Below are 26,073 nucleotides of genomic sequence, written 5' to 3'. Positions count from 1 at the left end.
TGATTGGCGCGGGGTTTTCAATCGCCCGTCAGGCATTGAGGCGCACCTCACCCAGCCGCGTCAGGTCATAGCCGCCCAGGAACTCCGCCCGCCGGCGGCAGGCTTCGCCCCGCGCAAAGGCGAGCAGCTTTTGCACCGGCGGCTCAAAGAAATCGCGCCGCCGCATGACCAGATCAAATTCCTCTTCCGGCCAGAGCGGCAGAAAGCCGAGCGAGGCCGAGGCCAGCCCCAGGCCGCAATCGGCCTCTCCCATCTCAATCATCGAGGCCATATCGCCATGACTTTCCGCCACCCGGGGTGCCGCGTTGAGATCAGAGGGCGACAGCCCCTCGCGCGACAGCAGAAGATCCAGAAGGATCTGCGAGCCCGCCCCTTCACTGCGAAGGACCACGCGCAACCCGCGCTCAACCACGTCGCGCAGCGAGGTGATATTGGCCGGATTGCCCCGCGCCAGCAAAAGCCCCTGCACCCGCCGCGCCCAATGGATCATCACGATGTCGGGGTAGGGCAACAGACTGCGCACGGCATCGACATTATAACGCCCGGTTTCCGGCTCGATCAGATGGGTCCCGGCCAGCATGGCGCGCCCTGCGGCCAGCGCCTCCAGCCCCTGGCGTGAGCCGCTGGTCAGGATGGCAAGCCCCGCGCCGGACTGACGCAGCGCCCATTCCAGCAGCGGCTCTGACGAGCCCGAGCAGATCAGCGGCGCAGGCGCGAGCCTGCTGTCGGGCAGTTCGGTCTGCCCCTCAATCCAGGCATCGACCAGACGGCGCGGAAAGAGCAGCTTCCCCGAGACCCGCGAGAAAGGGATCTGGCTGCGCGCCACCATGTCGTAGATCGTCCGCTCTTTGATCCGCAGATAGCTCGCGACCTCAGAGGTCGTCATAAGGACGGGAGCGGCGCTGTCAGTCATACTGCAAAATCCGGCATTCTGATGAATTTTCTACATAAGCCGGATTACTTTGCATGATTTACATATTTGCCACAAGTATGAAGTAAATTGCATAATGCGCAGAACGAGGGAACAGACTGCGCTTATGTCCGACACGGCAATCATCACGGCCTTCAGCCTGATCGCTGAAGCCGATCCGGCCCTTTTGCAAATCATCGGCCTGTCGCTGCGCGTCTCGCTCAGCGCGATTGCTCTCGCCTGTGTGATTGCTTTGCCGCTTGGTGCGGCCCTGGCGCTGGCGCGGTTTCCCGGGCGCGGCGGGGTGATCGTGCTGTGCAATGCGATGATGGGTCTGCCGCCGGTGGTGGCGGGGCTTTTGATCTATCTGCTTCTGTCGCGCTCGGGCCCCTTCGGGGGGCTGGAGCTTTTGTTCACCCCCACGGCGATGATCGCGGCGCAGACGGTGCTTGTGGTGCCGATCATTTTGTCGCTCACACGCTCGATGGTCGAAGAGCTGTGGGGCGAATATGAGGAGCAGCTGCGTTCGCTTGGCTCAGGGCGGCTGCGGGCGGTGCCGACCCTGCTCTGGGACGGGCGCGTTGGTCTTCTGACGGGGATCCTCGCGGGCTTTGGCCGCGCGAGTGCTGAGGTGGGGGCGGTGCTGATCGTGGGCGGCAATATCGCGGGCCATACCCGCACCATGACGACCGCGATCACCCTGGAGACCAACCGGGGCAATCTGGCCATGGCGGTGGCGCTTGGCATCATCCTTCTGGCCATTGTTCTGGGGCTGAATGCCCTGGCCTTTGGGCTGACGCAATGGTCGCGGAGGCGGATGGGGTGAGCCGCGATCTGGTTTTACGCGTTGAGTCTCTTGGCTTTGAGGCCGCTGGCACGGCGCTGCTGAAAGAGATCAGCTTTGAGGTGATGGTCGGGCGGCGGCTGGTCATTCTGGGGCCCAATGGTGCGGGCAAGAGCCTTCTTCTGCGCATCTGTCACGGCCTCGTTGCGCCGTCGCAGGGCCGCGTGATCCGCGAGGGTGCAGACCTGCGCCCGGTGCGCCAGGCCATGGTTTTTCAGCGACCGGTGATGCTGCGCCGCTCGGTTCGGGCCAACCTCGATCATGCGCTGGCGCTGCAGGGGCTGGCGCGATCTGAGCGGGAAAGCCGCTGTCAGGCGGCCCTGGACCGCTTTGGCCTGAGCGCGCTTGCCGATCGCGGCGCGCGGCTTTTGTCGGGCGGAGAGCAGCAGCGTCTGGCGCTCGCCCGGGCCTGGGCCATTCAGCCGGGCCTTCTGATCCTCGATGAGCCGACCTCGGCGCTTGATCCGGCCTCGACTCGTCTGATCGAAGAGAGCCTGTTGCAGTTCAGCGCCGAGGGCATGGCCATTGTGATGACCACCCATGACCTCGGCCAGGCCCGTCGCCTCGCTGAGGAGGTGCTCTTTCTTGACCGCGGACGGATCCTTGAGGTCACGCCCGCGCCCGACTTCTTCACAAAACCCGCCAGCCGCGAAGCCCGCGCTTATCTGTCGGGAGAACTTTTATGGTAACCATCACAATGAGAGGCCTGACACGATGACCCTTCTGCGCAGACTGACTGTGAGCTTCGTTCTGGGCCTTGCGGCCCTTCCCGCAAGTGCTGAGACCTTTATCACCGTGGCCTCGACCACCTCGACCGAGAACTCGGGTCTCTTTGGCCATATCCTGCCGATTTTTAAGGATAAAACCGGCATCGAGGTGCGGGTGATCGCCCAGGGCACCGGCCAGGCGCTGGAAACCGCGCGGCGCGGGGATGCGGATGTGGTGCTGGTCCATGCCCGCGCCCAGGAAGAGAAATTCGTCGCAGAGGGCTGGGGCGTTCAGCGCTTTGACGTGATGTATAACGATTTCATCGTTGTCGGCCCCTCAGATGATCCGGCCAAGACCAATGCGGCGGCCTCAGCGGCAGAGGCTTTCAAGGCCATCGCGGCTTCGGGCGCGAAATTTGCCTCGCGCGGCGATGACAGCGGCACCCATGTGGCTGAGAAGAAGCTGTGGGAAAGCGCGGGCGTCACCGCAGAGGGCCAGCCCTGGTATCTTTCGACCGGCTCGGGCATGGGGGCGACGCTGAACACCGCCGCTCAGGTTCCTGCCTATGCGCTGGCGGATCGCGGCACCTGGCTGTCCTTTGAGAACCGCGGCCCGCTGGAGATCACCTTTGAGGGTGATGAGGTGCTCTTTAACCCCTATGGCGTGATCCTGGTGAACAAAGACAAGCACCCCCATGTCAAAGTCGAAGAGGGTCAGGCCTTTGTGGACTGGCTGATCTCGGCTGAGGGTCAGGCGGCGATTGCGGAGTATAAAATCAACGGCCAGCAGCTGTTCTTCCCCTCGGCCGGGAAGTAAGCAGTTCGGCCCCTGATACCGGGGGCCCTTTGCGGTCTGAGGAGAAAAGGCCCCCGTCCCTGCGGGGGCCTTATTCCGTTTCAGCGCGCTGTCCTCAGGCAGGGGTCAGCTTGCGCAGTTCCGTCTTTTGCACCTTGCCATTGGCATTTCGCGGCAGAGGGCCGTTCAGAAAGACAATCTTTTCAGGCACTTTGTAGTCAGACAGCCGTGCCGCACAATGGGCGCGGATGGCTTCGGCATCCGTCTGGCCCTCGCCCAGCCACAGGAAGGCCTGCACCCTTTCGCCTAAGACCGGATCGGGCTGTCCGATCACCGCAGCCTCGACCACGGCCGGATGAGCGGCGAGGGTGTTTTCCACCTCGATCGAATAGATCTTAAAGCCGCCCCGGTTGATCATGTCTTTTTTGCGGTCGAGCACCCGCACAAAGCCCTCAGCATCCATGCTGCCCAGATCACCGGAGCGCCAGTAGCCTGAGACAAAGCCTTTCGCATTGCCCTCTGGGTTCTCCCAATAGCCCGGCACCACCATGGGCCCGCCGATCATGAGTTCGCCCGTTGTGCCGCGCGGCACCTCAACGCCGTTGTCATCGACGACGATGATGTCGGCCACCGGCAGCGGCAGGCCCACGGTGTCGCGATGTGCGCTGATTTCTCCGGGCGGCAGAACCGTTGCCGGAGAGGTGGTCTCGGTCGCGCCATAGACGTTTTGCAACACCAGCCCCGGCAGCGCTTTCGCAAGGGCTTCAATGGTGGCTTCGGGCATCGGGGCGCCGCCGAAACCTGCGACCCGCCAGGAGGAAAGGTCAAATGTCTCGAAGTCTTTATCGAGAAGGCACAGGTTATACATCGCCGGGACCATCAGCGAATAACTGATCCGCTCTGCCTCTGCGCGTTCGAGAAATTTCCGTGCCTTAAACTCGCGCAGAATGACCGTGGTGCCGCCCACACGCAGAGCCGGAAGGATAATGGCCACCAGACCGGTCACATGGCTCGCCGGCACCGACAGGAAGGCCACATCGCCCTGTTTCAGCCCGAGCGCCCATTCAAAATTCAGGATGGAATGCACCGCCGAGAGATGCGTGATCATCGCGCCTTTGGGATTTCCCGTCGTGCCGGAGGTATAAAGAAGGCAGAGCGTATCTTCTTCAGCGGCCTCATAGGGGGCGCGATCCGGATCGGGCGGGCAGGGCAGGGCGTCAAAAGGTTCAGCCTCTGCATGCGGGCTTTGCGGCGTGCCCAGCAGAAAGATGTGGCGCAGGCTTTCCACCTCTGCCCGGGGCGGGATATTGGCGGCTGAGGCGGCATCCGCGATCAGCACCGAAGTGCCGCTCTGGTTCAGAACGTAGCGGATTTCGGGCAGCGCCTGGCGGGTGCTCATCGGAAGGCTGATCATGCCGATCCGCGCGGCCGCAAGGAACAGGCTGACAAATTCGGCGCAATTGCCAAGCAGCAGCGCGATGCGCTCACCAGGGCGGCAGCCACGTGCCAGCAGCCCGGCGGCCTGGGCCTCTACCATGGCGTCGAGCGCCTCATAGCTGATGCGGCGGTCCTCATCGACGAGCGCGATGGCCCCGGGGGTGCGGGCCACCACCTCGCGGAACATCGCATCGAGGGACTGCGGGCGGTCTGCATAGCAGCGGATCAGCCTCTGGCCGTAATGGGTCTCATAGCGCATGACCGGCGGTGTTCTCATGGCTGTCTCCTCAGGATGAAGGTCCGGCGGCCGCGCCCGCGCGGGGGGCAAAGCGCAGAATTCCGTGATCAAAGGCGATGCGGCCCCGGCAGTGACCGCGAAACCGCATGCCGCCCGGAAGATCCCAGATCTCGAGGGCGATATCTTCGCCCGGCAGGACGGGGGCGGTGAAGCGGCACTCAAATTCCGTGACGCGCAGATCAGGCGTCAGACGCGCCGTCAGTGCGCGGCAGATATGGCCATAGCCCGAAAGCCCGTGCAGGATCGGACGCGCAAATCCGGCGGTGCGGGCGGTGTCCGGGTCGATGTGCAGGGGGTTGTCGTCCCCCATTAGCCGGTAGATCGCTGCCGCGCGCTCAGAGGTGCGCAGGCTGAGGACCTGATCGGCGGCCCGATCGGGCAGAGCGGGGGGCGGCGCGAGCGGGACCATCGGCCCGCCAAGCCCGCCGTCGCCGCGGCAAAAGGCCCGTTGGGTGACGCGGGCCAGCGGCTGGCCGGTTACGGCGTCGCGGATCTCCCGCTCGCTCACGATGATGGCCCCTCGCCCCTCGCCCTTGTCTTGGATGGCGGTGATACGGGGCTTTGCGCGCAGATGTCCCCGGGTTGGCAGATCGGTAAAAAGCTCCACCCGCTCAGAGGCATGAACGATCTGATCGGCATTCAGCCCGGTGGCCAGATTGCGGTACCAGTCGCCGGGATAGGCAAGCACCGTGGCCATGGAGGGCAGGACCCGCAGGCCCGCCCGCTCATTGACGAGGTCCGGCTCATCCGGTCCCGCCCCGCAGCCAAGCGCATAGAGAATGACATCGCGGTGGGTATAGCGGTGCTCAATCCCGGGGATCTCCAGCGCCATCAGCGCGTCAAAGCGCGTGGCGCGGTTTGGCATGGGATCAGAGGGCGACAAGGACTTTCCCCCGAACGCCCCGCGCGGAAAGCGATGCAATAGCCGCGCCGCCTTCGCTGAGCGGATAGACCCGGTCGATACGCGGGCGGATATGGCCTGCCTGACAGAGCGCCAGCAGGCGCTGCATGGCTTTGCGGTTGGCTTCCGGGTCGCGCTCGACAGCAGCGCCCCAGAAGATGCCGCGGATGTCGCAGGATTTCAGCAGCGGCAGGTTCGCGGGGATCTGTGCGATACCGGCGGGAAAGCCCACGATCAGAAAGCGGCCGCCCCAGGCCATGCAGCGCAAAGCGGGTTCGGAATAGCTGCCGCCGACGGCGTCAACGACGATATCGGCACCCCGCGTCCCGGTCAGCGCTTTTAATCCGTTGCTGAACTCTTTGGCGGCGTCACGATCGAGGGGGCCTGCCGGATAGATCAGCACCTCATTGGCGCCGTGATCCCGCGCGGTCTGCGCTTTCTCTTCGCTGCTGACGCAGGCGATGACTTTCGCGCCCAGATGCTTTGCCAGCTCCACGCTGGCAAGACCAATGCCGCCCGCTGCGCCCAGCACGACCACGGTTTCTCCGGCCTTCAGCCCGCCGCGCTCTTCGAGCGCATAAAGCGAGGTGCCATAGGTCATCTGCAGCGCGGCGGCCGCCTCATCGCTGACGCCTTCGGGCACGGAATGGCATTTGTCAGCCGCCACACAGACCCATTCCGCCATCGCCCCCCAGAGCGGCAGCGCCATGACCCGCTGACCAACCGCCAGCCCCTCAACACCCGCGCCGAGCGCGTCGATTTCACCCACAAATTCACCCCCCGGCGCGAAGGGGCGCGGGGGGCGGATCTGATAGCGGTCCTCAATCACCAGGGTGTCGGGATAATTGATCCCCACCATGCGCACGCGGATGCGGACCTCTCCGGGGCCGGGTTCGGGCTTTGCCACGGTGGTCAGGATCAGGCTCTCCGGGCCACCGGGGGCTTCGCTCAGAAGGATGTTCACAGGTGCTGTCTCCGGCAGGTTTTCAGCGACCGCTCCAGCGCGGTTCGCGTTTCTCGGCAAAGGCCAGGGAGCCTTCTCGGGCGTCATCAGAGGCGAGAAGCCCGCGCAGCACGGCTTCATTCTCAGGCCATTGCGCAGCCTCTGCCGCAGCTTCGGCCGCACGCAGAAGCTGCAGCGAGGCGGTAACCGAGAGGGGCGCATTGCCTGCGATTTCTGCCGCAATTCGCAACGCCTCGGCCAGAGCGCCGCCCGGTTCGGTCACCCGGCTCACAAGGCCAAGCCGCTCGGCCTCCTCAGCCTCAAAGAGCCGCCCCGTCAGCACAAGCTCACGCGCCTTTGCGGCCGGAAGCCGGGCGGCAAGACGGATGATGCCGCCCGCTGCCGCCACAAGGCCGACCTTGGGTTCGGGCAGCGCAAAGCGGGTGCCGCGCTCGGCCACCGCCATGTCGCAGGCCAGCATCACCTCCAGCCCGCCGCCCATGGCCGCGCCGTGAACGGCGGCGATCACGGGCTTGCGGCGCGGCAGATCGACGAAACCGGCAAAGCGGCCTTCGCCGAAAATCACCTCATGCGAGGCCGGATCCGAGACCGCCTTCAGATCCATGCCCGCGCAGAACACCCGGCCCGCGCCATGCAGAACCGCCACGCGCAGGCTGTCATCGGCCTCAAAGGCTTTGACGGCGGCGCGAAGCTCGCGGGTCAGCGCGGGGGTGATGCTGTTGCGCTGGTCGGGGCGGTTCAGCGTCAATATGCACACCGCGCCTTCGCGGCGCGACAGCACGGTCTGTTGAGAGATCTCAGGCTCAGTCATATCAGGCTTTCTGCGGCTTAAAGCGTCTCGGCAGGCGGGCCGAAATCGGTGTCATCCTGCACAGGGCGGCCGGTGCGGATGATCTGCACATCGCGCCAGATCAGGCGGACCATCTCCAGCATCATCAGCCCGAAGGCGAGGGGCATCATGATGGCGATGGGCCACATCGGCCAGGTCTCCACGCCGATCATGACCGTGCGGTTTGCGATCATCGCCCGCTCAACAAAGATCCAGATGAAATAGATCAGCACGCCATAAACCATCAGCTCCACCAGCCCGACAAAGAGCGCGACCACGGCGCGGGCCCGGTGGCTCAGGCTTGCGCCCATCACCAGTTCAAGCTTTGGAAACATCCCGTCCCGATGCGCCACCGGCAGCGCCCAGAACACCATCAGCGGAAAGAGCACCCGCTCAATCAGGTTATAGGCGCCCGGGATCAGATCGGTGTGAAAGAGATAGCGCCCCGCCACGCTGAGCACGGTGACCAGCATGATCGCCAGCAGCGACAGCCCTGAGCCGATGGCGACAAGGCCGTATTCCGCGCCCCAGATCACACGCCAGAAAGAGGAGGGAGTTTTCGACATGAAAGGCTCCTCAATTCAGCTGCGCAGGCAGCCATGTGACGATCCCCGGTACGAAGATCATCGCCAGCACCACCACCAGGGCTGCCACCGCCGAGAATTTCAGCGCGGGCCGGAAGACCGCTCCGGGCGGCACATTGGCAGCCACCGCGGCGGAAAAGGCCACCAGCCCCACAGGCGGTGTCAGAAGCCCCAGCGAGATCACAAAGCAGGCCATGACGCCGAACCAGATCATGTCGATCCCGGCGGCTTTCAGCATCGGCTCGATCAGCGGGATGATGAGGATGATGCAGGTCACTTCTTCCAGCGCCATGCCCGCAAGGAAGAGCACCACCATCAGAACGATCAAAAGGATCACCGGATAGGCCTGCAAAGGCTCGGTAAATTCGACAAGAAGGCGTGGCACCCGGCTGATCGACATGAAGCGGCCAAAGACCTGGGCGGCCATGATGATCATCAACAGCATGGCCGAGATTTTGGCCGCATCGATCAGCCCGTGGGCCACATCTTTAAAGCTGACGCGCCCCATCAGCGCCACACCCACGAGGGAGGTGAAGGCCCCAAGGCCCCCGGCCTCGCCCACGGTGAAAATGCCGCCGTAAATCCCGCCGAAGACAACGCTCATCAGCACCACGATAAAGCCGATGGCGATGTAAGAGCGGCGCAGGGCCTCGGGGTCTTCCTCCTCCAGCGGGGCCACGCGGTCGGGCATGCCGGGGATGGTTTCTCCCATAAAACGCAGGCAGAGGATATAGACGAGAATGCACAGGACTGCCGGACCGATGGAGCCGATAAAGAGATGCCCGATCGGCACCAGGGTGATCGAGCCATAAATCATCAGAAGGATGCTCGGCGGAATGATCGCGGAGAGCGACCCGGCAATGGCGGCAAGCCCGGCTGAGAAGTTGCGGGTATAGCCCACCCGCTCGAGTTCCGGCCCCGCCAGCCGCGCAAGCGCCGCCGCAGAGGCCGAGCCTGAGCCCGAGACCGCGCCCAGCATTCCCCCCGTGAGGATCGTCGCCACCCCCAGCGGAAAGCGGCGATAGCCCGCCAGGCGGTGACCAACGCGGAAAAGATCCCCCACAATCCGGCCCCGCACCAGCATCTGCGCCATCAGCAGATAGAGCGGGATGATCGACAAAGGATAGCTTGAGACCGAAAAATAGACGTCCTGGCCAATGATGCCCATCAGCGCATTCGGCCCCATCCAGAGCGCCAGCCCCACAAAGCCCGCGCCCAGCATGACCGTGGCCACCGCCTGGCCCAGGAGCAGAAAGATCGTAACCCATAAGATCACGAAGGTGAAAATCAGACTGTGATCCATCAGGTGATCCCGACTGAAACCTCAGGACGGCCGGGCCTTTGGTAAGGCCCGGCGGGTATCATGGGAGGCTCAGAGGCCGAGGTATTCGGCAACGCCCTCGGGCAGGCGGCCACCTTCGCTTTGGATGATTTTGGCGTAGAGCGTCGCGGTCGCTTTGGCCGGATGGCCCTGACCTTCCAGCTTTTCGATCCAGACTTTCCAGGTATTGGCACCGGAATCGGCGATAAACTTCTGCATCTCGGCGCTCAGTTCGCCGACGGGGGTGAATTTCCCGCCGTGCTTTTCCACCGAGTCCTTCTGCACCGTCTCAAGGCGGCCATCCCAGACTTTGGCGTTATTGGCGGCGGCTTCCCGGGCCGCAGCGTCAAAAGCCTTTTGTCCGGCTTCATCCAGCTGGCTCCATGCGTCATTGCTGATTGCCAGATAGCTCTGCCAGTGGCCGATGGCGACATCGGTGATGGTGTCTTTGATCAGCGGCTCCAGCGAATAGGCGGGCCAGTCCGAGACCGCCAGCACCAGCCCGTTCACGGTGCCGCGCGACAGCGCCTCATAGACGTTGGAGGCGGGCATGGTCACCGGCGTCGATTTCGTCTCATTGAGGAAGAGGGTGTGGATGGCCGAGCCTGCGCGCAGCGGCATGCCCTGGAAATCCGCAGGCTCGCGCAGCGGCTTGCCGGCGGTCGAAAGCGAATAGGCCGAAGTCGCGCCGATCGCCCAGGCGCGGATGCCTTTGGGCTCAATTTCATATTGATAGAAGGTCTTGCCGTCCTTCACGACTTCGTCTGAATCCAGCAGTTTCTGGAAGGCGCGGGTGACCATGGGGCTGTCGGTGCCATAGGTCGGCAGCTGCGTCACATCTGAAAGCGGGAAGGCGCCTTCGTGATAGGGCGCGAGCAGCGGCGCCGCGATCTGCACCGAGCCGCCCTGCAGCGCGTCAAGCTCACGCCCCACGCCGGTCAGTTCGCCCGCGATGAAGGGGGTGAAGGTAATCGCGCCCTGAGAGCTTTCACCGAGGATTTTCATGAAATCCTCCATGTGACCACCGGTCCAGAGATGGGCCTGGGGCAGCGACGATGAGATGATGAAATTCTGTGCCATGGACGGCAGCGCCGTCAGCCCGGTCAGCGCGGCAGAAGCCGCCAGTGCAAAGAAGTGACGTTTCATATAGTCCTCCCTGTCGGAGGGAGGGGCTCCTCTTCCCCGCCCGCCTGTTACGCAGTCTCCTGCCGCGTCCGATCAGTGAAGCCTCAGTGCACCAGGCTGTCAATATATTTGTCGGACAATTGGGCGATCCTGGTGGCGTCAGTTTGCGCCGATGGGGTCCGCCATGGTCCGCCCGGCCATCTCCCATCCGGTGCGCAGGTCGCGGATATGGCGCTCCATCCAGTGTCGCGCCTGATCGCTGTCGCGGGCGATGAGGGCGGCGAGGATCTCTTTATGGGCGCGTAGGTTCCGCGCCGGCGCCTGGGGAACATGAGGTGAGAGTTCGACATAGGGCCGGAACAGCAGCTGCCCGATTGGCTCACGCGACAGAAGAAGGGCGCGGTTACCGGTGCATTCTGCCAGCAGAGTGTGAAATTCCGTGTCGATGACGTCTGAAGGTTCACCCCGCGTAACGGCGGCTTCAAGCAGATCGACATTGTCCTTAAGTGCCTGAATCTGCGTCTCTGTTGCGCGTTCGGCGGCCCGCGCGGCCGTCAAGGGTTCCAGCGCAAGGGCCATCTCCCAGAGCTCTCCGAAAGTCACCTCATGCAGCAGAAGGGCGCGCTCGACCCTGGGGCTGATATCCGCCTGACCGGGAATGGTGATCAGCAGCTTCTTGCGGCCCGCGCGCCGGACCAGCCCTTCGCTTTCCAGCTGGCGGATCCCCTCGCGCACGGTGGAGCGGTTGACCCCGAAGCGACCCGCCAGATCGGTTTCACTGGGCAGCGCCTCGCCCGGCCGGATCGTGCCCTCAAGGATCAGCCGTTGCAGCTCCATCGAGACCATCTGATAGGCGGGAATGACGTTTACTTTGCTAATTTCGATCATGGGGCCCATCGCATCCGCCGGTTTGTCGGACTATGCGGCAAAGGTGAGGCTGATTCCAGATGAAGTTTGTAAATTACAAGGCTGAAAACTCTCGGGCCGCCCTTCTGCTGCCCGAAAATCGCGCAACGGGGCGCCTTATTTGTCCGACAGTCCGGTTGACTGGTGGCAAAACTCCGGCTTAAGTTTCGGTCAAAGGCTCTGCGCCCCGGGCGTGAGAGCGGGCATGCGTGCAGGGGAGGGCCGCGATGACCAGCCTGATCGATCTCAGTTATGGGGCGGGCTATGCCCATCTGCGGCTGACCTGCCCCGAGCGGATGAATGTCCTGTCGCTGGCCATGGCAGAGGCTTTCAACAGAGCGGTGAAAGAGGTCCTCGCCCGTCGGGATATCGGCGCTTTGGTGCTCTCAGGGGCGGGGCGAAATTTCATGGCCGGGGGCGATCTGAACGGTTTTGCAGAGGCCGACGACAAGCCCGCCTTCATCGCACAGACCATCGATCTGATGCATGAGGCGCTTCTGCAGCTGGCGCAGTCTGATCTCATCACCCTTGCCGCCGTTCAGGGGCCCACAGCGGGGGCCGGGGTCTCCATCGCTGCCATGTCGGATCTGGTGATCGCGGCAGAGGGAGCCAGCTTTACAATGGCTTACACCCGTATTGCGGGCGGGCCGGACTGCGGGGCGACCTGGGCGCTGCCCCGGGCTCTGGGGCTGAAGCGGGCGATGGAAATGGTGCTTCTGAACGCCCCCATATCCGCGCAGGAGGCGCTTGGGGCGGGGCTGATCAACAGCATCGTCCCGCCCGATCAGCTTCTTGAGGTGACCCTGTCGCTGGCGGAAACCCTGGGCGCGGGGCCGCGCGCGGCCCAGGGTTCTGCCAAAAAGCTGCTGCGCCAGGCATTGGGGGCTGATCTGCCGCAAATGCTGGAGGCCGAGCGCGCCGCCTTTGTGCGCCTTGCCGCAGAGGCTGATTTTGCCGAAGGCGTTTCGGCCTTTTTGCAGCGTCGTAAGCCGCAGTTCACCGGGCAGGGCAGCTTATGATTGCGCCGCAGGACCGGCAGAAGCTGGCGCAGTGGCTGGGCGCGCGGCTCGACGGCATGGGGCCGGATCTGACGCTCAGGCCGATCAGCGGCGGGCAGTCGAACCCCACAGCTTTTCTGGACAGCGGCACCCGGCACCTGGTGCTGCGGGGCCGTCCGCAGGGGGTACTTTTACCCTCTGCCCATGCGGTCGACCGCGAATTTCGTGTGCAAAAAGCCCTTGCCGGGCAGGGCGTTCCGGTGCCCGAGGTGCTGCTTTACTGCGATGACCGCTCGATCACGGGGACGGAGTTCTACGTTATGGAGCGGGTGGAGGGTCGTGTTCTGCACGACAACCGCCTGAGCGAACTGCCCGCGCCGGAGCGGCGGATGGTTTTTGACGATCTGGCCCGCACGCTTGCGGCCGTTCACCGGGTCGATATCGACGCCGCAGGGCTGCAGGATTTTGGCCGCCGGGGGGGCTTTGCGGCGCGCCAGATCGCCCGCTGGAGCCGCCAGTGGGATCTGTCGAACCCAAGGCCCAATCCTGACATCGACCGGCTGAAGGCCTGGCTTGGCGCGCATATCCCCGCAGAGGACTGCACCACCCTCGTGCATGGCGATTTCCGCCTCGGCAATGTGATGCTGCATCCTTCAGAGCCGCGCATCGTCGCCGTACTGGACTGGGAGTTGTCGACCCTGGGCCATCCGCTCGCCGATCTGGCGCATAGCTGCGTCTATACCTGGTTTATGGGGCCGCAGGACTATGGCCGCGGTCTGCGCGGTCTTGATCCGGCAGCGCTTGATCTGCCGCGGATGGAGGAGTTTACCGCCCGTTATTTTGCCGCTGCCGGTGGCGGGGCGGAGTTGAGCACCTTCTGGCTCGCCCTCGCGCTGTTTCGCAATGCGGTGATTTTTGAAGGCATCGCAGAGCGCGCGCGCCAGGGCAATGCCTCCGCCGCCAATGCCGCAGAAGTGGGCCGTCTGGCCCCCGTGCTTGCGCGTCTGGGCGCGGCGCTGACTGAGGACATCTGCCCTTAAGGAGGATTGAATGGATTTCGCCTATACTCCGAAAGTCCGGGACCTGCAGGCCCGCCTCACCACCTTTATGGAGGCGCATGTCTATCCGGCGGCGGCCGAATATGAACGATTGGTCAGCGAGGGGATCTTTCCTGAGGCCCTTCTGGATGGTCTGAAGGAAAAGGCAAAGGCGGCTGGCCTTTGGAACCTCTTTCTGCCCGCCCTGAGAGAGGATGAGCCGGGCACCCGGCTCAGCAATACCGAATATGCGCCGCTGGCAGAGATCATGGGGCGGCTTCCCTGGGCCTCTGAGGTCTTTAACTGCAATCCGCCCGACACCGGAAATATGGAGATCCTGCATCTCTTCGCCACGCCCGGGCAGCGCAGCCGCTGGCTGAACCCGCTTCTGGAAGGCACCATCCGCTCGGCGGTCTCAATCACGGAACCGGACCAGGCCTCCTCTGATCCGACCAATCTGCAAACCTCGATCCGGCGTGAGGGGGAACACTATGTGATCAACGGGCGCAAGTGGTTCACCTCCGGAGCACTGCATCCGAAGTTCGCTTTCACCCTGGTCATGGGCATCTCAGACCCCTCGCCCGAGGCCCCGCGCCATGCCCGCCACAGCTTTGTCATCGTGCCCGCCGATACCCCCGGTTTTCGCGTGGTCCGCGACGTGCCCATCATGCACCACCATTCCCCCGAAGGGCATTGTGAGGTAGAATTTAACGATGTCCGGGTGCCGGTTGAGAACCTTCTCGGCGAGGAGGGGGCGGGCTTTGCCATTGCCCAGGCGCGGCTGGGTCCGGGGCGGATCCATCACTGCATGCGCACCATCGGACAATGCGAATATGCGCTGGAGCTGATGTGCGAACGCGCCCTCTCGCGCAGCACTTTTGGGAAGGCCCTGTCAGAGAACGCCAATATCCAGGACTGGATTGCCGAAAGCCGGATCGGCATCGACCAGGCGCGGCTGCTGAACCTCTATGCCAGCTGGCTTATGGACCAGCAGGGCAATAAGGCGGCGCAGGTACTGGTCTCGGAAATCAAGGTGGCGGCGGCCAGGCTGCAGACGGAGGTGCTGGACCGCGCCATGCAGGTCTTCGGGGCCAAAGGTCTGACGCCGGATACGCCTTTGTCTTATCTCTGGACCTGGGGGCGGGCGCTGCGGTTCATCGACGGCCCGGATGAGGTGCATCTGCGCGGCATTGCCCGGGCGGAGCTTAAGAAGGCGAAGGCGCGCCTCGCCTGAGCCTGCGCGGCCCTTCATATCCTGAGCGCCGGGTGATCTCTCCCCCGGCGCTTCCCAAGCAGGCCTCAGTCAGGATGCCCCGGAATGTTTGAAGATATTTCTTATGATGTGCAGGACCGTATCGCGCTGGTGCGCTTCAACCGCCCCGAGGTGCTGAATGCGGCGCGGATGCAGACCCATGAAGAGTTAAAGACCGCGCTGGATCTGGCGGACCGCGATGACGGGGTGCGTGCGGTGGTGGTCAGCGGGCAGGGGCGGGCCTTTTGCGCCGGAACGGATCTGTCGCAGGGGTTTGATCTGCCCATGGGGGGCGATCCTGCCACCGGAGAGGGGGTTCCCCCCGATATCGGCGGCACCACCGTCCTGCGGCTTTTTGAGATGCGCAAGCCCGTGGCAGCCGCGATCAATGGCGCCGCGGTGGGCTTCGGGCTGACCTTCACCCTGGCCATGGATATACGCTTTGCGGCTGCGGGGGCGAAGCTTGCCTTCCCCTTTGCGCAGCGCGGGATCTGTGCGGAATCCTGTTGCAGCTGGTTTTTGCCCCGCCTCGTGGGCATGCAGACGGCGCAGGACTGGATGTTGAGCGGCAGAACCTTCCTGTCCGAAGAGGCCCTGGCGCGGGGCCTTGTTCACGAGATCACCGCGCCCGAGGCCGTGCTCGAGCGCGCACTTGCCTGGGCCGGCGAGATCGCCACCAGGACCGCCCCGCTCTCGGTGGCGCTGAACCGCAGGCTTTTGTGGCAGATGGCCGGTGCCTCGGGACCGGAGGTGGCGCATCGCTATGAAAGCCGCGGGCTGATGGCCTGTCTTACGGGGCCGGATGCTGCGGAAGGGGTCGCAGCCTTCCGCGAGCGGCGTGCGCCGCACTTCCACACGGGGGCTGCGGAGATGGCGTTCATGGACGGCTGGTGGCGCACCGGGGGGTGAAACAAACCCGTCGTCTGCTGAGAGACGCTGCACAGTCCGCGCCTTTTGATGTGCAGTGCCCTTACCGCGCTCTGCACAAGGGTCTCGCCTGCCGATTGCCCCTGGCGTTCCCGTTTCTGCGGTGAGTCGGGGGATCGTGCAGCCTGCAACCCAGGCTCTCAACTCCTGAAGAGGAGAGGCGCGACGATCTGTCTCTCTGCCTTCAGCGGCAGGGGCAAGATTCGATGTGACGCGGAATTCCATAATTAAAACAAATAAATGCATATGAAATCCGGGCATCCCGCCGGCTGTGGCCCCCTGACCTTTCCCATGCGCCTGCCTGCTTTTGCATCGGCTGCGCTTGAACAGCCCGCGCCTGCGCCGCTATCTGCAGCCTTCGGGCGCGACGCGGACCTGTTGGAATGCAGATTGACATTTCCGGCACTGCCCGGGCTATGTCCGCCCGAAATGGGACATTCCTGTCCGTATATGACCACCATGTCCCAAACCGCCCTCAGGGGCCTGCCGATCGGGAGAAGAAGATGAAGACCCTGGCCAAAACCTTTCTCGCAGCCTGCGCCCTCAGCGCCGGAGTTCTGAGCAGCGCCCCCGCGCTGATGGCTCAGGAAACGCTGCGCCTGGGCACTTCGGTCGGCTATCCGCCCTTTGAATATATCGACGACAAAGGCGAGATCGCGGGCTTCGACATTGATGTCGGCAATGCCATCTGCGCCTATCTGAACAAGACCTGCACCTGGGAAAACATCGACTTCGCAGCGATCATCCCGGCGCTGAAGGCGCGCAAGTTTGACGCCGTTCACGCCTCGATCGCCATCACCGATGAGCGCCGCAAACAGGTTGATTTCACCGATGTGGTTTACGGCAGCGACAGCCGCCTGATTGCGCGCAAAGACAGCGGCATGACCCTCGACATAGACGTGCTGAAAACCAAGCGCATCGGCGTTGAGCAGGGCTCGACCAATGACCGTCACGCCAAGAAATTCTGGGCACCCCAGGGTGTTGAGATCGTGGCCTACGCCGATCAGGACCTCGCGCTGGCCGATCTGATCGCGGGCCGCATCGATGCCTTCTCGGCCACCGGTCTGCAGGTTGCCGTTGGCTTCCTTGCGGAAGAGCGTGGCCAGGACTTTGACTTTGTCGGCGGCCCGCTGGAAGGCGCGGAAACCGATGGTGCGGCCATCGCCGTGACCAAAGGCAACACCGCCCTCGTCGAAGAACTGAACCGTGGTCTGGCGGCCATCAAAGCCAATGGCACCTTCGATCAGCTGGCGGCGAAATACTTCCCGCCGAGCGTTGATCTGAACGCGAAGTAAGTGATGGCGATCCCCGCCGGCTATCGGGACATGCTGCTCAGCGGCATGTTCACCACGCTGACGCTTGCGCTCAGTGCCCTGGCGCTGGCGCTGTGTCTGGGGCTGCTGGTGGCCCTGGCCCGCCAGTCGGGCGGGCACATTGCAAGGACGCTGGCGGGGACCTATGCCACGGTGATGCGCGGCACGCCCGACATTGCCATGATGCTGCTGCTCTATTTCAGCCTGCAGATCTGGCTGAATATGGCGACGGATGCGCTTGGGATCGGGCAGATTGAGATCAGCCCCTTCGGCGCCGGGGCCATCGTTCTGGGCGTGATCTATGGGGCCTATTTCAGCGAGACCTTTCGCGGCGCCTTCATGGCCGTGCCAAAGGGTCAGATTGAGGCGGGTCTCGCCTATGGTCTGACGCGGGCGGCCTGTTTCCGGCACATCCTTTTCCCCCAGATGATGCGCTTTGCGCTGCCGGGCATGGCGAACAACTGGCTGGTCATGGTGAAAGCCACGGCGGTGGTTTCGCTGGTGGGGTTGCCCGATATCACCCGCGCGGCGATCAATGCCGGTAAAGGCTCAGGTCAGGTGATGTTTTACCTGCTGATCTGCGCGGGCTTTTATCTGATCGTCACCGCGCTTTCGACGCTGCTGATCGCCTGGCTGAACCGGCGCTACTCCGTGGGTGTGCGCGAGGTGGCGCTGTGATTGAGACCTTCCTCACCTATGGCCGCGCCTATTTCTGGCATGACGGCATTCAGTGGTCGGGCCTTGCGGTCACGCTGATGCTGCTGGCGATTTCGCTGGTGCTGGGGCTTTGCGTCTCGCTGCCGCTGGCGATTGCGCGGGTCAGTTCCAGGCGGGCGCTGTCCTGGCCGGTGCAGGTGTTCACCTTCGTCTTTCGCGGCACGCCGCTCTATGTGCAGCTGCTGATCATCTATACCGGCATGTATCAGCTTGAAATCATTCGGGAGACGCCCTTCGTGGCGGGGTTCTTCCGCTCGGGCTTCAACTGTGTGGTGCTGGCGCTGGTGCTGAACACCTCGGCCTATACCACCGAGTTTCTGGCCGGAGCTTTCCGCGCCATCCCCGCCGGAGAGGTGGAGGCGGCGCGCGCTTACGGCCTCGGGCGGGTGGCGCTCTGGACGAAGCTTCTGATCCCGGCCGCGCTGCGCCGCGCGCTGCCCTCATACAGCAATGAGGTGATCTTCATGCTGCATGCCACGGCCATCGCCTTCACCGCCACCGTGCCCGATCTGATGAAGGTCGCGGGCGATGTGAATGCCGAGACCTATATGCCCTTTGAGGCTTATGGCATCGCGGCGATGATTTACCTCGGCACCGCCATGCTGCTTCTGGGTCTTTTCCGTCAGATCGAGCGCCACTTCCTTGCCTATGCCAGCCCGAGAAAGGCTTGAAATGTCAGAGCCGATGAAACTCGAAGCCCTTGATGTCACGAAAAGCTACGGCACCACCCAGGTGCTGAAGGGCGTGAGCCTGCGCGCAAAGCGGGGCGATGTGGTCAGCCTGATCGGCTCGAGCGGTTCGGGCAAAAGCACCTTTCTGCGCTGCATCAATTTTCTCGAAAACCCCGACAGCGGCCGTCTGATCCTCGACGGACGTGAGGTGGCCACCCGCAAAGGTGCAGATGGTCGTCTGGTGGTGGCGGATGAGGCGGGGCTGCGGGCTTTGCGGGTGCGCCTTGCCATGGTGTTTCAGCATTTTAACCTCTGGTCGCATATGACCGCGCGGCAGAATGTGACCTTCGCGCCCCTCAATGTGCTGGGTCTGTCGCGGGCTGAGGCGCAGGAGCGGGCGGATCACTATCTCGACCGTGTGGGGCTGGACCCGAAGCTTGCGCAAAGCTATCCGGGCCATATGTCGGGCGGTCAGCAGCAGCGCGTGGCGATTGCTCGGGCGCTGGCCATGGAGCCTGAGATCCTGCTCTTTGATGAGCCGACTTCGGCGCTTGATCCGGAACTGGTGGGAGGGGTTCTGAAGGTGATGCAGAGCCTGGCCGAAGAGGGCCGCACCATGGTGGTCGTCACCCATGAGATGGGCTTTGCGCGCAATGTCTCAAGCCATGTGCAGTTTCTGCACCAGGGCCGCATCGAGGAAGAGGGTGCCCCTGCTGAGATCCTGAATTTCCCGCAAACGCCGCGCCTGCAGGCATTTTTGAGTGGCAACCTGAAGTAAGGGCTGGCACTTTGCCTGTCAGAACGGCAAGGGGCTGAGGGGGCGACAGGGTGGGTGCGGATGAGCGGCAGAGCCTGAGCGGCGTGCGGGCCCGCACGCGGCTGGCCATTCTGGATGCGGCCATGCGGGTGCTGCCGAAAAACCCTTCGGCCACGATCCACGACATTGCCGATGCCGCAGGCGTCGGGCGCAGCACGCTCCACCGCTATTTTGACGACCGCCCGGCACTGATTCAGGCCATGGCGCGGCATATCTACGAGCTAAGCAATGCCGCCATTCTGCGGGCTGCCCCGGAAAGCGGCCCGCCGCTGGCGGCGCTCAGGCGGCTGGCGGATGAACAGATCGACCTTGGGCTGGCGCTGGATTTCATCTACCATGAGCGGCTTTACCTGCTGAAGCCTGAGATTTTCGCCGGGCTGACCGATGCGGATGAGATTGTCCGCGCAGCCGTGGCGCGGGCTCTGCGCCCCGGGCGCAGCGATCCGCCCGATTGGGGGCTGCGCAGTTACTGGACGCTGCTGCGGCTGGCGGCCGAACTGGTGGCAGAGGGCACGCCCCGCCATCAGGCGCTGGAGGCGATGATGGCCACGCTGACGGCGGGGATTTTCTCCGCCGATCCGGAGGCGGGGGCGGACTGAGCGGCTGCGGGCTTCAGCGGGCCGGGGGGCGCGGCAGGCCAAGATTGTCGCGCAAAGTCCCTTCGGCGTAGTCGCGCCGGAACAGGCCGCGCTCCTGCAGGATCGGCACCACCTCAGTCAGAATACGGTCCAGTGCCTCACCGCAGGTCGGCGGCAGCAGGGCAAAGCCGTCCGCCGCGCCGTTCTCAAACCAGTGCTGCATGTGATCGGCGATCTCTTCAGCCGAGCCTGCAATGACGGCATGCCCGGCGGCGCGCATCACTTCGCGCATCATCTGGCGCAGGGTATATTTCTGCTCCACCGCCAGGTGATGGTAATAGGGATAGCGCGTCGTGGCTTCCTGGCTCATGACGGCAAGGGCCGGATCTTTCAGACGCTCGGGCGGGATGGTGTCGTTCCAGTCCAGACCGGAGAGATCCGCACCTTCCAGGCCGTGGCTCAGACGGGCGAGGCCGGTCTGCTCATCGGTGTAATCCAGAAGCTCATTCTGAATGCGGGCGGCATCTTTCGCATCATCGCCGACGATCGGCATCAGGCCGGGATGGACGCGGAGGGCGCTGCGCGGGCGGCCCGCCTTTTCCACCCGCGATTTCAGGTCGCCGTAGAACTCCTGGGCGATCCCGAGGCGCGGGGCGACCGTAAAGACGACCTCGCCGTAGTGCGCGGCAAAGTCCCGCCCGGCCTCAGAAGCCCCGGCCTGGGCCAGCACCGGCCAGCCCTGGGGTGAGCGCGGCAACATCAGCGGGCCTTCGATCTTCAGATGCGCGCTTTGGTGGTGGGTGGCGCGGATGCGGGCGTTATCCGCCCAGACGCCGCCCGCGCGGTCATTGAGAACCGCATCATCCTGCCAGCCGTCCCAAAGGCCCGTCATGGCCGCCATATAATCATAGGCCCGGGCGTAGCGCTCATTCCGGGGCGGCAGGTCGCAGTTGAAGTTCTCCTGGCCTGTGGTGGCGGTGACGATATTCCAGCCCGCGCGGCCCTTTGACAGCCAGTCGATCTGCGAAAGCTGGCGTGCCAGCAGATAGGGCGGCCAGAAGCTGGTCGCGGCGGTGCCGATCAGGCCGATGTGTTTTGTCACTGCCGAAAGGGCTGCGATGGTGGTGAAAGGCTCATAGCCGTTGAGGTCCGGGTTGCGCCCGGTTTCCTCAAAAGACAGCCAGTCCGCCAGAAAGAGCGCGTGAAGCTTTGCAGCCTCGGCCCGCCGGGCAATATCTGCCGGAAGATCCAGCCCATAAAGCTCTTCCGAGCGGCTGTCCGGGTGCCGCCAGGCAGAGGTCTGATAGCCCACGGGCGAAAGAAAGAGCAGAAGGCTCATCTGAGAGGCTGGCATGGGCGTCGTCCTGACCGGTTGTTCCGGCTGAGGGATAAAGCGGGCAGGGCAGCGCCTTCAAGGGCCTGTGGATCAAAATGAGACATATCTGTCTCAATTTTGCTCTGGCAGCCGCAGCCAGTGGCCCTTGCAAAGCGAGGGGCTTTCAGAAAGCATCCGGCTGTCCTCCCAAGCCTGAAAGGCCCGCTATGCTGACCGCCTCTCCTCATGACCGGACTTCTGATCCCCGCTTCTGGTATGGCGTGGCGGCGGCGCTTGTGGTGGCTCAGGTCCTGGTGCTCTGGGCCATGGGCCGGATCTGGATCTGCGACTGCGGTTATATCCGGCTCTTTGAGCCCGGCGTGAATACCTCCGGCAATTCGCAGCATCTGGCCGACTGGTACACGCCGAGCCACATCCTGCATGGCTTTTTGTTCTATTGGCTGGCGCATCTGGCTTTCCGGCACCGAAGCCTTGCCTTCCGCTTTGCCCTGGCCATGCTGGTTGAGGTGGCCTGGGAGGTGCTGGAAAACACCCCCATGGTCATTGAGCATTACCGCACAGCCACCATGGCCGTGGGCTATACCGGGGACAGCATCCTGAACTCTGTCATGGACAGTGTGTTTATGGCGCTTGGCTTTGGCTTTGCTGCGCTGGCACCGGTCTGGCTGACGGTGGTTGTGGCGGTGATCTTTGAGGTGGGTGTCGCGCTGGTGATCCGCGACAACCTGACCCTTAACGTGGTGATGCTGATCTGGCCGATTGAGGCGATCAGGACCTGGCAGGCGGCGCTGTAAGGGGCGGCAGACCTGCTGCCTGCCGGATCTGCGCCGCCGTTTCGGCGAGATCTGCGGCGGCCTCGGGCACCTGGGCGTGGTGACGCAAAAAGACATGCGCCATGCCGGGCACCTCCCGCAGCGTGACGGGGCATCCGGCGCTGCGCAAAGCTTCGGCATAGGCCGTACCTTCGTCGCGCAGCACGTCACATTCCGCCGTGACAATCAGCGCGGGCACAGCCGGACCGCCCGGACGGGGATGACGGAGCGGGGCAACCCTGGGATCGCTGCGCTGCGCGGGATCCGGGACATAGTGGTCAAAGAACCAGCGCATATCGGCAGCGGTCAGCAGATGATCTGTGCCATAGGCGCTGTAGGAGGCGCGGGTGAAGTCGCTGTCCGTGACCGGGTAATAAAGCACCTGTAAAGCCACCCGGCCCTTCTCGGGGAGAGCATTGCAGACCACCGCCGTCAGATTGCCGCCTGCGCTGTCGCCCATGACGATGACCGGGCCTTCGGGCAGGCCCGGAAGGCCGCCGGAGAGAACCGCCGCCATGGCATCTTCGGCATCATCTGCGGCGGCGGGGAAGGGATGTTCTGGGGCCAGGCGGTAGTCCACGAAGAGAACGGGGATCCGCGCGGCCTCTGCCAGCGCCGAGACCTGGCTGTCGTAATCCTCCGGGGTGCCCAGCACCCAGCCGCCGCCGTGGTAGAAGACGATAAGGGCATCCTCGGCCCCGTGGGGGATAAAGAGCCGCGCCGGGATCCGACCGCCCCGCCCCGGCAGGGTCAGATCGCGCTTTTCTGCCATGGCAGGCCCCGGCCCCAGACGCTGACAACCCGCCGCCGTCAGAGCCCGCGCCGTCCCGGGGCTGCCGGCGGAACGCGGCGGCTGCCCCTTCGTCTGTTCAACAAGGTTTTGAAAATAAGGATGCAGTGCCATGTTTCCCCCGCCCTCGCTTTTGCGCGAGACTGCGGGGGGAGAGGTGCCGTGTCAATGCGCCCCTGCGGCCATCAGCTTCAGGGTTTCTTCGCGGATGTCGTTCAGGATCAGCCGCTTGGTCTCCATGAATTCCGGCGCGGTGACCAGATCAAAGGCACGCGGGCGCGGCAGATCCACCACCAGATCGCGCTTCACATGGCCCGGGCGTGAGCCGAGCACGACCACGCGGTCGGCAAGGAAGATCGCCTCGTCGACGTCATGGGTGACGAAAAGGCAGGTGACGCGGTGGTCGGTCCAGATCTGCAGCAGCAGTTCCTGCATCATGCCACGGGTCTGGGCATCGAGTGCGCCAAAAGGCTCATCCATAAGCAGGATCGAAGGCTTGTAAACCAGCGCCCGGGCGATCGCCACGCGCTGCTTCATGCCGCCGGAGAGTTGCTTCGGCCAGGCCTTCTCAAAGCCCGCAAGACCCACGGCCTCAATGAAATGGGCAACCATATCGGACTTTTCCGCTTTCGAGAGCGCGGATTTCTCCAGCGCGTAGCGGATGTTTTCTTCCACCGTCATCCACTCAAACAGCGTGTAGGACTGAAAGACGAAGCCCCGGTCGCGGCCCGGCCCGCGCACGTCCTGACCGTCGATCAGGATGCGGCCCCGCGTCGGCTCATCGAGACCGCCGACCATATTCAGGAGCGTGGATTTCCCGCAGCCCGAGGTGCCAACGATCGAGACGAACTGATTTTCAGCGATGCTGAGGTCGATCTCAGAAATCGCCACCATGGCGCGTCCGTCGACGTCAAAGTCTTTGCCAACGCGCTCAATGCGGATTTTCTCAGTCATCAGCGCCGCCCCTCATTCCAGCGGAAAAGCCGCTGGCCGATTTTCTTAAAGAGCCAGTCGGTGATCAGCCCCAGAAGCCCGATGAACAGCGTGCCAAAGAGGATCGTCTGCGTGGCCATATAGCGCTGCGCATCCATGATGCGGCGGCCAAGGCCGTCGCTTGCGGCCACGAGTTCGGCCACCACCAGATAGGTCCAGGTCCAGCCGATGGTGATGCGGAAGGTGTCCCAAATCGCCGGTGCGGCAGCAGGCAGGATGATGCGGCGCAGGATCTCGGCATTGGAGAAGCCCAGCGTCTGGCCCGCGCGGATCAGGCTGACGTCGATGTTTTTGACGTTGTCCATGATCATCAGAACCTGGCTGAAGAAGGTGCCGATAAAGAGGATCAGGATCTTCTGACCGTCCCCGATGCCCGCCCAGAGGATGGTCAGCGGGATCAGCGCCACCACCGGCACATAGCGCAGCGTCGAGACGAGGGGCGACAAAAGCCCCTCAAAGATCCGGAAATTCCCCATCAGAATGCCAACCGGCACCGCGATAATGGTAGCGGCCAGCCAGCCCGCGACGATGCGGTAGATGGAAACGGCAGCATCTGAGAGCAGAATGCCCTTTTCCAGCTGCCGCCAGCCCTCAGAGAGAACAGCGCCCGGGCCGGGCAGGAACAGCGGGCGGATGAGGCCCGCCTGAACCACGGCCCACCACAAAAGGATCAGCACCGCAGGCAGCACGAAACCCGAAGCCGTGTAAACCGGCTTCGGGATCTCTTTGCGCAGCCGGAACAGCTCGCGCAGACGGAAGGGATGTCCCGGCATGAGCTGGCCTTACTGAGCGGCGACGGCCAGAACGGCGTCGGTGTTCAGAAGCTCTTCCGCCGGCACGATGCGGGTGATGTCTTCCGGGTTGGTCTCGATCATGATGCCGCCGATGGCGGCCACGGTGTCCTGATACTGACCTTTCAGGATTTCGGCGTTCTCTTTAGAGGTGAAGAGATGCACGCCTTTGAAGGCCGGTTCAAACTCTTCCATCGGTGCGCCCACGGCATCGGCGATCATCTGGCCACCCTCGGCCGGGTTTTCGCGCACGAAGTTCACCGCCATATCCCAGCCGCGGATCACGGCTTCGAGGTCTTTCTGGTTGGCTTTCACCCAGTCCGGGTTGCCGACCAGCAGATCCGAGATCAGGCCGGGCTTTTCGGCGGCGGTATAGATGACCGAGGCCTTATCGTCCTGACGCAGCGCGGTGGAGATATAGGGCTCATAGGTCACGGCCGCATCGACGCGGCCCGCGATCAGCGCGAGACCCGCCTCGGATGCGCCCATCGGCACCGGGGTGACATCAGCCAGCGACATGCCATTGGCCTTCAGCGCATAATTCAGCAGCAGATCCGAAGTGGCGCCGCGCTCATAAGCGACGGATTTGCCTTTCAGATCGGCGATGGTTTTGATCGCATCGCCCGCGATGACCGCATCGGCGGTCGAGGCTTCGTCCATCACCAGGATGCCCACGACGGGGATGTTCTGGTTGATGTTTACCAGCGTGGTATTGGTCGCGGCGGCCACCAGATGCAGATTGCCCGAGGCGAGACCTGCGGTCAGATCCTGATCCCAGTTGAAGTTGACCAGCTCAACATCAACGCCTGCCTCTTTGAAAAAGCCCTTTTCAGCCGCCACCCAGAGCGGGCCATAGCCAAGCCAGGGCTGCACGCCGATCTTGATCGTGTCAGCGAGGGCTGCGGGGGCTGCCGCGAGGCAGAAGGCAGCGGTCAGAAGCAGGGATTTCAGCGGAGCTTTCGTCGACATGGCAGTCACTTTCAACCAAAGAGGCTACAGGCAGCGGGTTGCGTCTTTCGGGCCCTGCCTTACGCGCACGGAGGCAAAGGTTAAAGTCCTTGCCCGGTAAAAAAGCACTTTGCTCCGCCCCCTGCACAGAAACTCTGCGGGAGATCGCGGTCCCTGGCCTGTCTGCGGGCGATTCTTTTCGCCCTGCCTGATCCTGAAACAAAAATTTAAATTTTTAAACATTTGATCAGATAACGCTTTTTCTTTATACTTTCCATATTGCTGGCACGGTTTCGGCGGGATGCCTTTCCGGGCGGGCGACGTCCTAAGACAACTCAGGGTTGAGTCTGTGTGCCTGTCTGACCGATTACTGTTTCCATTGCGCCATGGTGCTATCAAATTTGCTTTATCCCACATTTCCCAAGTAAGGCGCTGATTTCGCTGTCCTGACCATTATATTTCCTATATAAA

27 protein-coding genes are annotated in these 26,073 nt (G+C 63.5%); 13 read left to right on the top strand and 14 right to left on the bottom strand.

The features are described from left to right. Positions 1 to 28: 28 nt before the first annotated feature. Entirely contained in the window at positions 29 to 913 is an 885-nt protein-coding gene (locus tag EP867_RS13155; RefSeq protein WP_128489948.1) for a helix-turn-helix transcriptional regulator, read from the bottom strand. Between the two features lie 124 nt (positions 914 to 1,037). On the opposite strand from EP867_RS13155, the gene EP867_RS13150 reads away from it, so the two are divergent. The 3 genes from EP867_RS13150 to EP867_RS13140 are packed head-to-tail and all read left to right on the top strand — an operon-like array spanning position 1,038 to position 3,278. Beyond that, a complete protein-coding gene (locus EP867_RS13150; RefSeq protein ID WP_128489947.1) occupies positions 1,038 to 1,736 on the top strand; it encodes an ABC transporter permease in 699 nt (232 codons plus the stop codon). Next, on the top strand, positions 1,733 to 2,443 hold the full coding sequence (locus EP867_RS13145) for an ATP-binding cassette domain-containing protein (RefSeq protein ID WP_241656905.1): 711 nt from the start codon (positions 1,733 to 1,735) through the stop codon (positions 2,441 to 2,443). The genes EP867_RS13150 and EP867_RS13145 overlap by 4 nt, the downstream gene beginning before the upstream one ends. Before the next feature lie 25 nt (positions 2,444 to 2,468). Then, positions 2,469 to 3,278, top strand: a complete 810-nt coding sequence (locus EP867_RS13140) for a substrate-binding domain-containing protein (protein ID WP_128489945.1) — start codon at positions 2,469 to 2,471, stop codon at positions 3,276 to 3,278. A 94-nt stretch (positions 3,279 to 3,372) separates the two neighbouring features. Here EP867_RS13140 and EP867_RS13135 read toward each other — a convergent pair whose 3' ends face one another. The 8 genes from EP867_RS13135 to EP867_RS13100 form a co-directional block, all read right to left on the bottom strand. Then, entirely contained in the window at positions 3,373 to 4,971 is a 1,599-nt protein-coding gene (locus EP867_RS13135; RefSeq protein ID WP_128489944.1) for a class I adenylate-forming enzyme family protein, read from the bottom strand. 10 nt (positions 4,972 to 4,981) lie between these two features. Next, the gene (locus EP867_RS13130; protein WP_241656904.1) at positions 4,982 to 5,875 is read right to left on the bottom strand and encodes a MaoC/PaaZ C-terminal domain-containing protein; all 894 of its coding nucleotides are present in this window, start codon (positions 5,873 to 5,875) and stop codon (positions 4,982 to 4,984) included. After that, a complete protein-coding gene (locus tag EP867_RS13125) occupies positions 5,862 to 6,857 on the bottom strand; it encodes an NADPH:quinone oxidoreductase family protein (RefSeq protein ID WP_128489943.1) in 996 nt (331 codons plus the stop codon). Before EP867_RS13125 ends, EP867_RS13130 begins: the two co-directional genes overlap by 14 nt. 22 nt (positions 6,858 to 6,879) lie before the next feature. Further along, positions 6,880 to 7,668 carry an enoyl-CoA hydratase-related protein gene (locus EP867_RS13120; RefSeq protein WP_128489942.1) on the bottom strand — a complete coding sequence of 263 codons (789 nt, stop codon included), beginning with the start codon at positions 7,666 to 7,668 and terminating at the stop codon, positions 6,880 to 6,882. Between the two features lie 17 nt (positions 7,669 to 7,685). After that, positions 7,686 to 8,252, bottom strand: a complete 567-nt coding sequence (locus tag EP867_RS13115; RefSeq protein ID WP_128489941.1) for a TRAP transporter small permease — start codon at positions 8,250 to 8,252, stop codon at positions 7,686 to 7,688. Positions 8,253 to 8,262: 10 nt separating this feature from the next. Beyond that, positions 8,263 to 9,573: a TRAP transporter large permease gene (locus EP867_RS13110; protein WP_128489940.1), complete on the bottom strand. Its 1,311-nt coding sequence runs from the start codon at positions 9,571 to 9,573 to the stop codon at positions 8,263 to 8,265. A 69-nt stretch (positions 9,574 to 9,642) separates the two neighbouring features. Continuing rightward, a complete protein-coding gene (dctP, locus tag EP867_RS13105) occupies positions 9,643 to 10,737 on the bottom strand; it encodes a TRAP transporter substrate-binding protein DctP (protein ID WP_128489939.1) in 1,095 nt (364 codons plus the stop codon). Positions 10,738 to 10,875: 138 nt separating this feature from the next. Continuing rightward, the gene (locus tag EP867_RS13100) at positions 10,876 to 11,604 is read right to left on the bottom strand and encodes a FadR/GntR family transcriptional regulator (RefSeq protein WP_164888862.1); all 729 of its coding nucleotides are present in this window, start codon (positions 11,602 to 11,604) and stop codon (positions 10,876 to 10,878) included. 245 nt (positions 11,605 to 11,849) lie between these two features. Between EP867_RS13100 and EP867_RS13095 the strand changes: the two genes are divergently transcribed. From EP867_RS13095 to EP867_RS13055, 9 genes are all read left to right on the top strand, one after another. Further along, positions 11,850 to 12,641, top strand: a complete 792-nt coding sequence (locus tag EP867_RS13095) for an enoyl-CoA hydratase/isomerase family protein (protein ID WP_128489937.1) — start codon at positions 11,850 to 11,852, stop codon at positions 12,639 to 12,641. After that, on the top strand, positions 12,638 to 13,660 hold the full coding sequence (locus EP867_RS13090) for a phosphotransferase family protein (protein WP_128489936.1): 1,023 nt from the start codon (positions 12,638 to 12,640) through the stop codon (positions 13,658 to 13,660). The genes EP867_RS13095 and EP867_RS13090 overlap by 4 nt, the downstream gene beginning before the upstream one ends. 10 nt (positions 13,661 to 13,670) lie before the next feature. Next, entirely contained in the window at positions 13,671 to 14,891 is a 1,221-nt protein-coding gene (locus EP867_RS13085) for an acyl-CoA dehydrogenase family protein (RefSeq protein ID WP_128489935.1), read from the top strand. 84 nt (positions 14,892 to 14,975) lie between these two features. Beyond that, positions 14,976 to 15,818, top strand: coding sequence for an enoyl-CoA hydratase-related protein (locus EP867_RS13080; protein ID WP_128489934.1), 843 nt, complete (start codon positions 14,976 to 14,978; stop codon positions 15,816 to 15,818). A gap of 521 nt (positions 15,819 to 16,339) precedes the next feature. Continuing rightward, positions 16,340 to 17,131, top strand: coding sequence for a transporter substrate-binding domain-containing protein (locus tag EP867_RS13075; RefSeq protein ID WP_164888861.1), 792 nt, complete (start codon positions 16,340 to 16,342; stop codon positions 17,129 to 17,131). A 3-nt stretch (positions 17,132 to 17,134) separates the two neighbouring features. Beyond that, a complete protein-coding gene (locus tag EP867_RS13070; protein WP_128489932.1) occupies positions 17,135 to 17,827 on the top strand; it encodes an ABC transporter permease in 693 nt (230 codons plus the stop codon). Beyond that, complete coding sequence (hisM, locus tag EP867_RS13065; RefSeq protein WP_128489931.1) at positions 17,824 to 18,537, top strand: histidine ABC transporter permease HisM; 714 nt, start codon at positions 17,824 to 17,826, stop codon at positions 18,535 to 18,537. Before EP867_RS13070 ends, hisM begins: the two co-directional genes overlap by 4 nt. A gap of 1 nt (position 18,538) precedes the next feature. Then, entirely contained in the window at positions 18,539 to 19,315 is a 777-nt protein-coding gene (locus EP867_RS13060; RefSeq protein WP_206616333.1) for an ABC transporter ATP-binding protein, read from the top strand. Positions 19,316 to 19,365: 50 nt separating this feature from the next. After that, positions 19,366 to 19,953, top strand: coding sequence for a TetR/AcrR family transcriptional regulator (locus EP867_RS13055; RefSeq protein ID WP_206616332.1), 588 nt, complete (start codon positions 19,366 to 19,368; stop codon positions 19,951 to 19,953). A 13-nt stretch (positions 19,954 to 19,966) separates the two neighbouring features. Here the strand turns inward: EP867_RS13055 and EP867_RS13050 are convergent, their stop codons facing one another. Next, a complete protein-coding gene (locus EP867_RS13050; RefSeq protein ID WP_128489929.1) occupies positions 19,967 to 21,286 on the bottom strand; it encodes an NtaA/DmoA family FMN-dependent monooxygenase in 1,320 nt (439 codons plus the stop codon). 188 nt (positions 21,287 to 21,474) lie between these two features. Between EP867_RS13050 and EP867_RS13045 the strand changes: the two genes are divergently transcribed. Beyond that, complete coding sequence (locus tag EP867_RS13045; protein ID WP_128489928.1) at positions 21,475 to 22,062, top strand: DUF2585 domain-containing protein; 588 nt, start codon at positions 21,475 to 21,477, stop codon at positions 22,060 to 22,062. Here EP867_RS13045 and EP867_RS13040 read toward each other — a convergent pair. From EP867_RS13040 to EP867_RS13025, 4 genes are read right to left on the bottom strand one after another with little or no spacing between them, the layout of a single operon-like run. Beyond that, complete coding sequence (locus EP867_RS13040; protein ID WP_128489927.1) at positions 22,037 to 22,984, bottom strand: alpha/beta hydrolase; 948 nt, start codon at positions 22,982 to 22,984, stop codon at positions 22,037 to 22,039. The two genes, EP867_RS13045 and EP867_RS13040, sit on opposite strands and share 26 nt — an antisense overlap. A gap of 51 nt (positions 22,985 to 23,035) precedes the next feature. Further along, entirely contained in the window at positions 23,036 to 23,824 is a 789-nt protein-coding gene (locus EP867_RS13035) for an ABC transporter ATP-binding protein (RefSeq protein WP_128489926.1), read from the bottom strand. Next, the gene (locus EP867_RS13030; protein ID WP_128489925.1) at positions 23,824 to 24,636 is read right to left on the bottom strand and encodes an ABC transporter permease; all 813 of its coding nucleotides are present in this window, start codon (positions 24,634 to 24,636) and stop codon (positions 23,824 to 23,826) included. Before EP867_RS13030 ends, EP867_RS13035 begins: the two co-directional genes overlap by 1 nt. 9 nt (positions 24,637 to 24,645) lie before the next feature. After that, positions 24,646 to 25,623 (bottom strand): ABC transporter substrate-binding protein, encoded by a 978-nt coding sequence (locus EP867_RS13025; protein WP_128489924.1) that lies wholly within the window; start codon positions 25,621 to 25,623, stop codon positions 24,646 to 24,648. Positions 25,624 to 26,073: the final 450 nt, after the last annotated feature.

This window comes from Falsigemmobacter intermedius (assembly GCF_004054105.1).
GTDB lineage: Bacteria > Pseudomonadota > Alphaproteobacteria > Rhodobacterales > Rhodobacteraceae > Wagnerdoeblera > Wagnerdoeblera intermedia.
Note: the sequence above shows the minus strand (reverse complement) of the source record. Positions and strands in the feature narration are given on the sequence as shown.

Coding starts and splice junctions, on each gene's coding strand:
- EP867_RS13155 (WP_128489948.1), bottom strand. CDS start 913: ATGACTGACAGCGCCGCTCCCGTCCTTATGACGACCTCTGAGGTCGCG.
- EP867_RS13150 (WP_128489947.1), top strand. CDS start 1,038: ATGTCCGACACGGCAATCATCACGGCCTTCAGCCTGATCGCTGAAGCC.
- EP867_RS13140 (WP_128489945.1), top strand. CDS start 2,469: ATGACCCTTCTGCGCAGACTGACTGTGAGCTTCGTTCTGGGCCTTGCG.
- EP867_RS13135 (WP_128489944.1), bottom strand. CDS start 4,971: ATGAGAACACCGCCGGTCATGCGCTATGAGACCCATTACGGCCAGAGG.
- EP867_RS13120 (WP_128489942.1), bottom strand. CDS start 7,668: ATGACTGAGCCTGAGATCTCTCAACAGACCGTGCTGTCGCGCCGCGAA.
- EP867_RS13115 (WP_128489941.1), bottom strand. CDS start 8,252: ATGTCGAAAACTCCCTCCTCTTTCTGGCGTGTGATCTGGGGCGCGGAA.
- EP867_RS13110 (WP_128489940.1), bottom strand. CDS start 9,573: ATGGATCACAGTCTGATTTTCACCTTCGTGATCTTATGGGTTACGATC.
- dctP (WP_128489939.1), bottom strand. CDS start 10,737: ATGAAACGTCACTTCTTTGCACTGGCGGCTTCTGCCGCGCTGACCGGG.
- EP867_RS13100 (WP_164888862.1), bottom strand. CDS start 11,604: ATGATCGAAATTAGCAAAGTAAACGTCATTCCCGCCTATCAGATGGTC.
- EP867_RS13095 (WP_128489937.1), top strand. CDS start 11,850: ATGACCAGCCTGATCGATCTCAGTTATGGGGCGGGCTATGCCCATCTG.
- EP867_RS13090 (WP_128489936.1), top strand. CDS start 12,638: ATGATTGCGCCGCAGGACCGGCAGAAGCTGGCGCAGTGGCTGGGCGCG.
- EP867_RS13085 (WP_128489935.1), top strand. CDS start 13,671: ATGGATTTCGCCTATACTCCGAAAGTCCGGGACCTGCAGGCCCGCCTC.
- EP867_RS13080 (WP_128489934.1), top strand. CDS start 14,976: ATGTTTGAAGATATTTCTTATGATGTGCAGGACCGTATCGCGCTGGTG.
- EP867_RS13075 (WP_164888861.1), top strand. CDS start 16,340: ATGAAGACCCTGGCCAAAACCTTTCTCGCAGCCTGCGCCCTCAGCGCC.
- EP867_RS13070 (WP_128489932.1), top strand. CDS start 17,135: ATGGCGATCCCCGCCGGCTATCGGGACATGCTGCTCAGCGGCATGTTC.
- EP867_RS13060 (WP_206616333.1), top strand. CDS start 18,539: ATGTCAGAGCCGATGAAACTCGAAGCCCTTGATGTCACGAAAAGCTAC.
- EP867_RS13050 (WP_128489929.1), bottom strand. CDS start 21,286: ATGCCAGCCTCTCAGATGAGCCTTCTGCTCTTTCTTTCGCCCGTGGGC.
- EP867_RS13045 (WP_128489928.1), top strand. CDS start 21,475: ATGCTGACCGCCTCTCCTCATGACCGGACTTCTGATCCCCGCTTCTGG.
- EP867_RS13040 (WP_128489927.1), bottom strand. CDS start 22,984: ATGGCACTGCATCCTTATTTTCAAAACCTTGTTGAACAGACGAAGGGG.
- EP867_RS13035 (WP_128489926.1), bottom strand. CDS start 23,824: ATGACTGAGAAAATCCGCATTGAGCGCGTTGGCAAAGACTTTGACGTC.
- EP867_RS13030 (WP_128489925.1), bottom strand. CDS start 24,636: ATGCCGGGACATCCCTTCCGTCTGCGCGAGCTGTTCCGGCTGCGCAAA.
- EP867_RS13025 (WP_128489924.1), bottom strand. CDS start 25,623: ATGTCGACGAAAGCTCCGCTGAAATCCCTGCTTCTGACCGCTGCCTTC.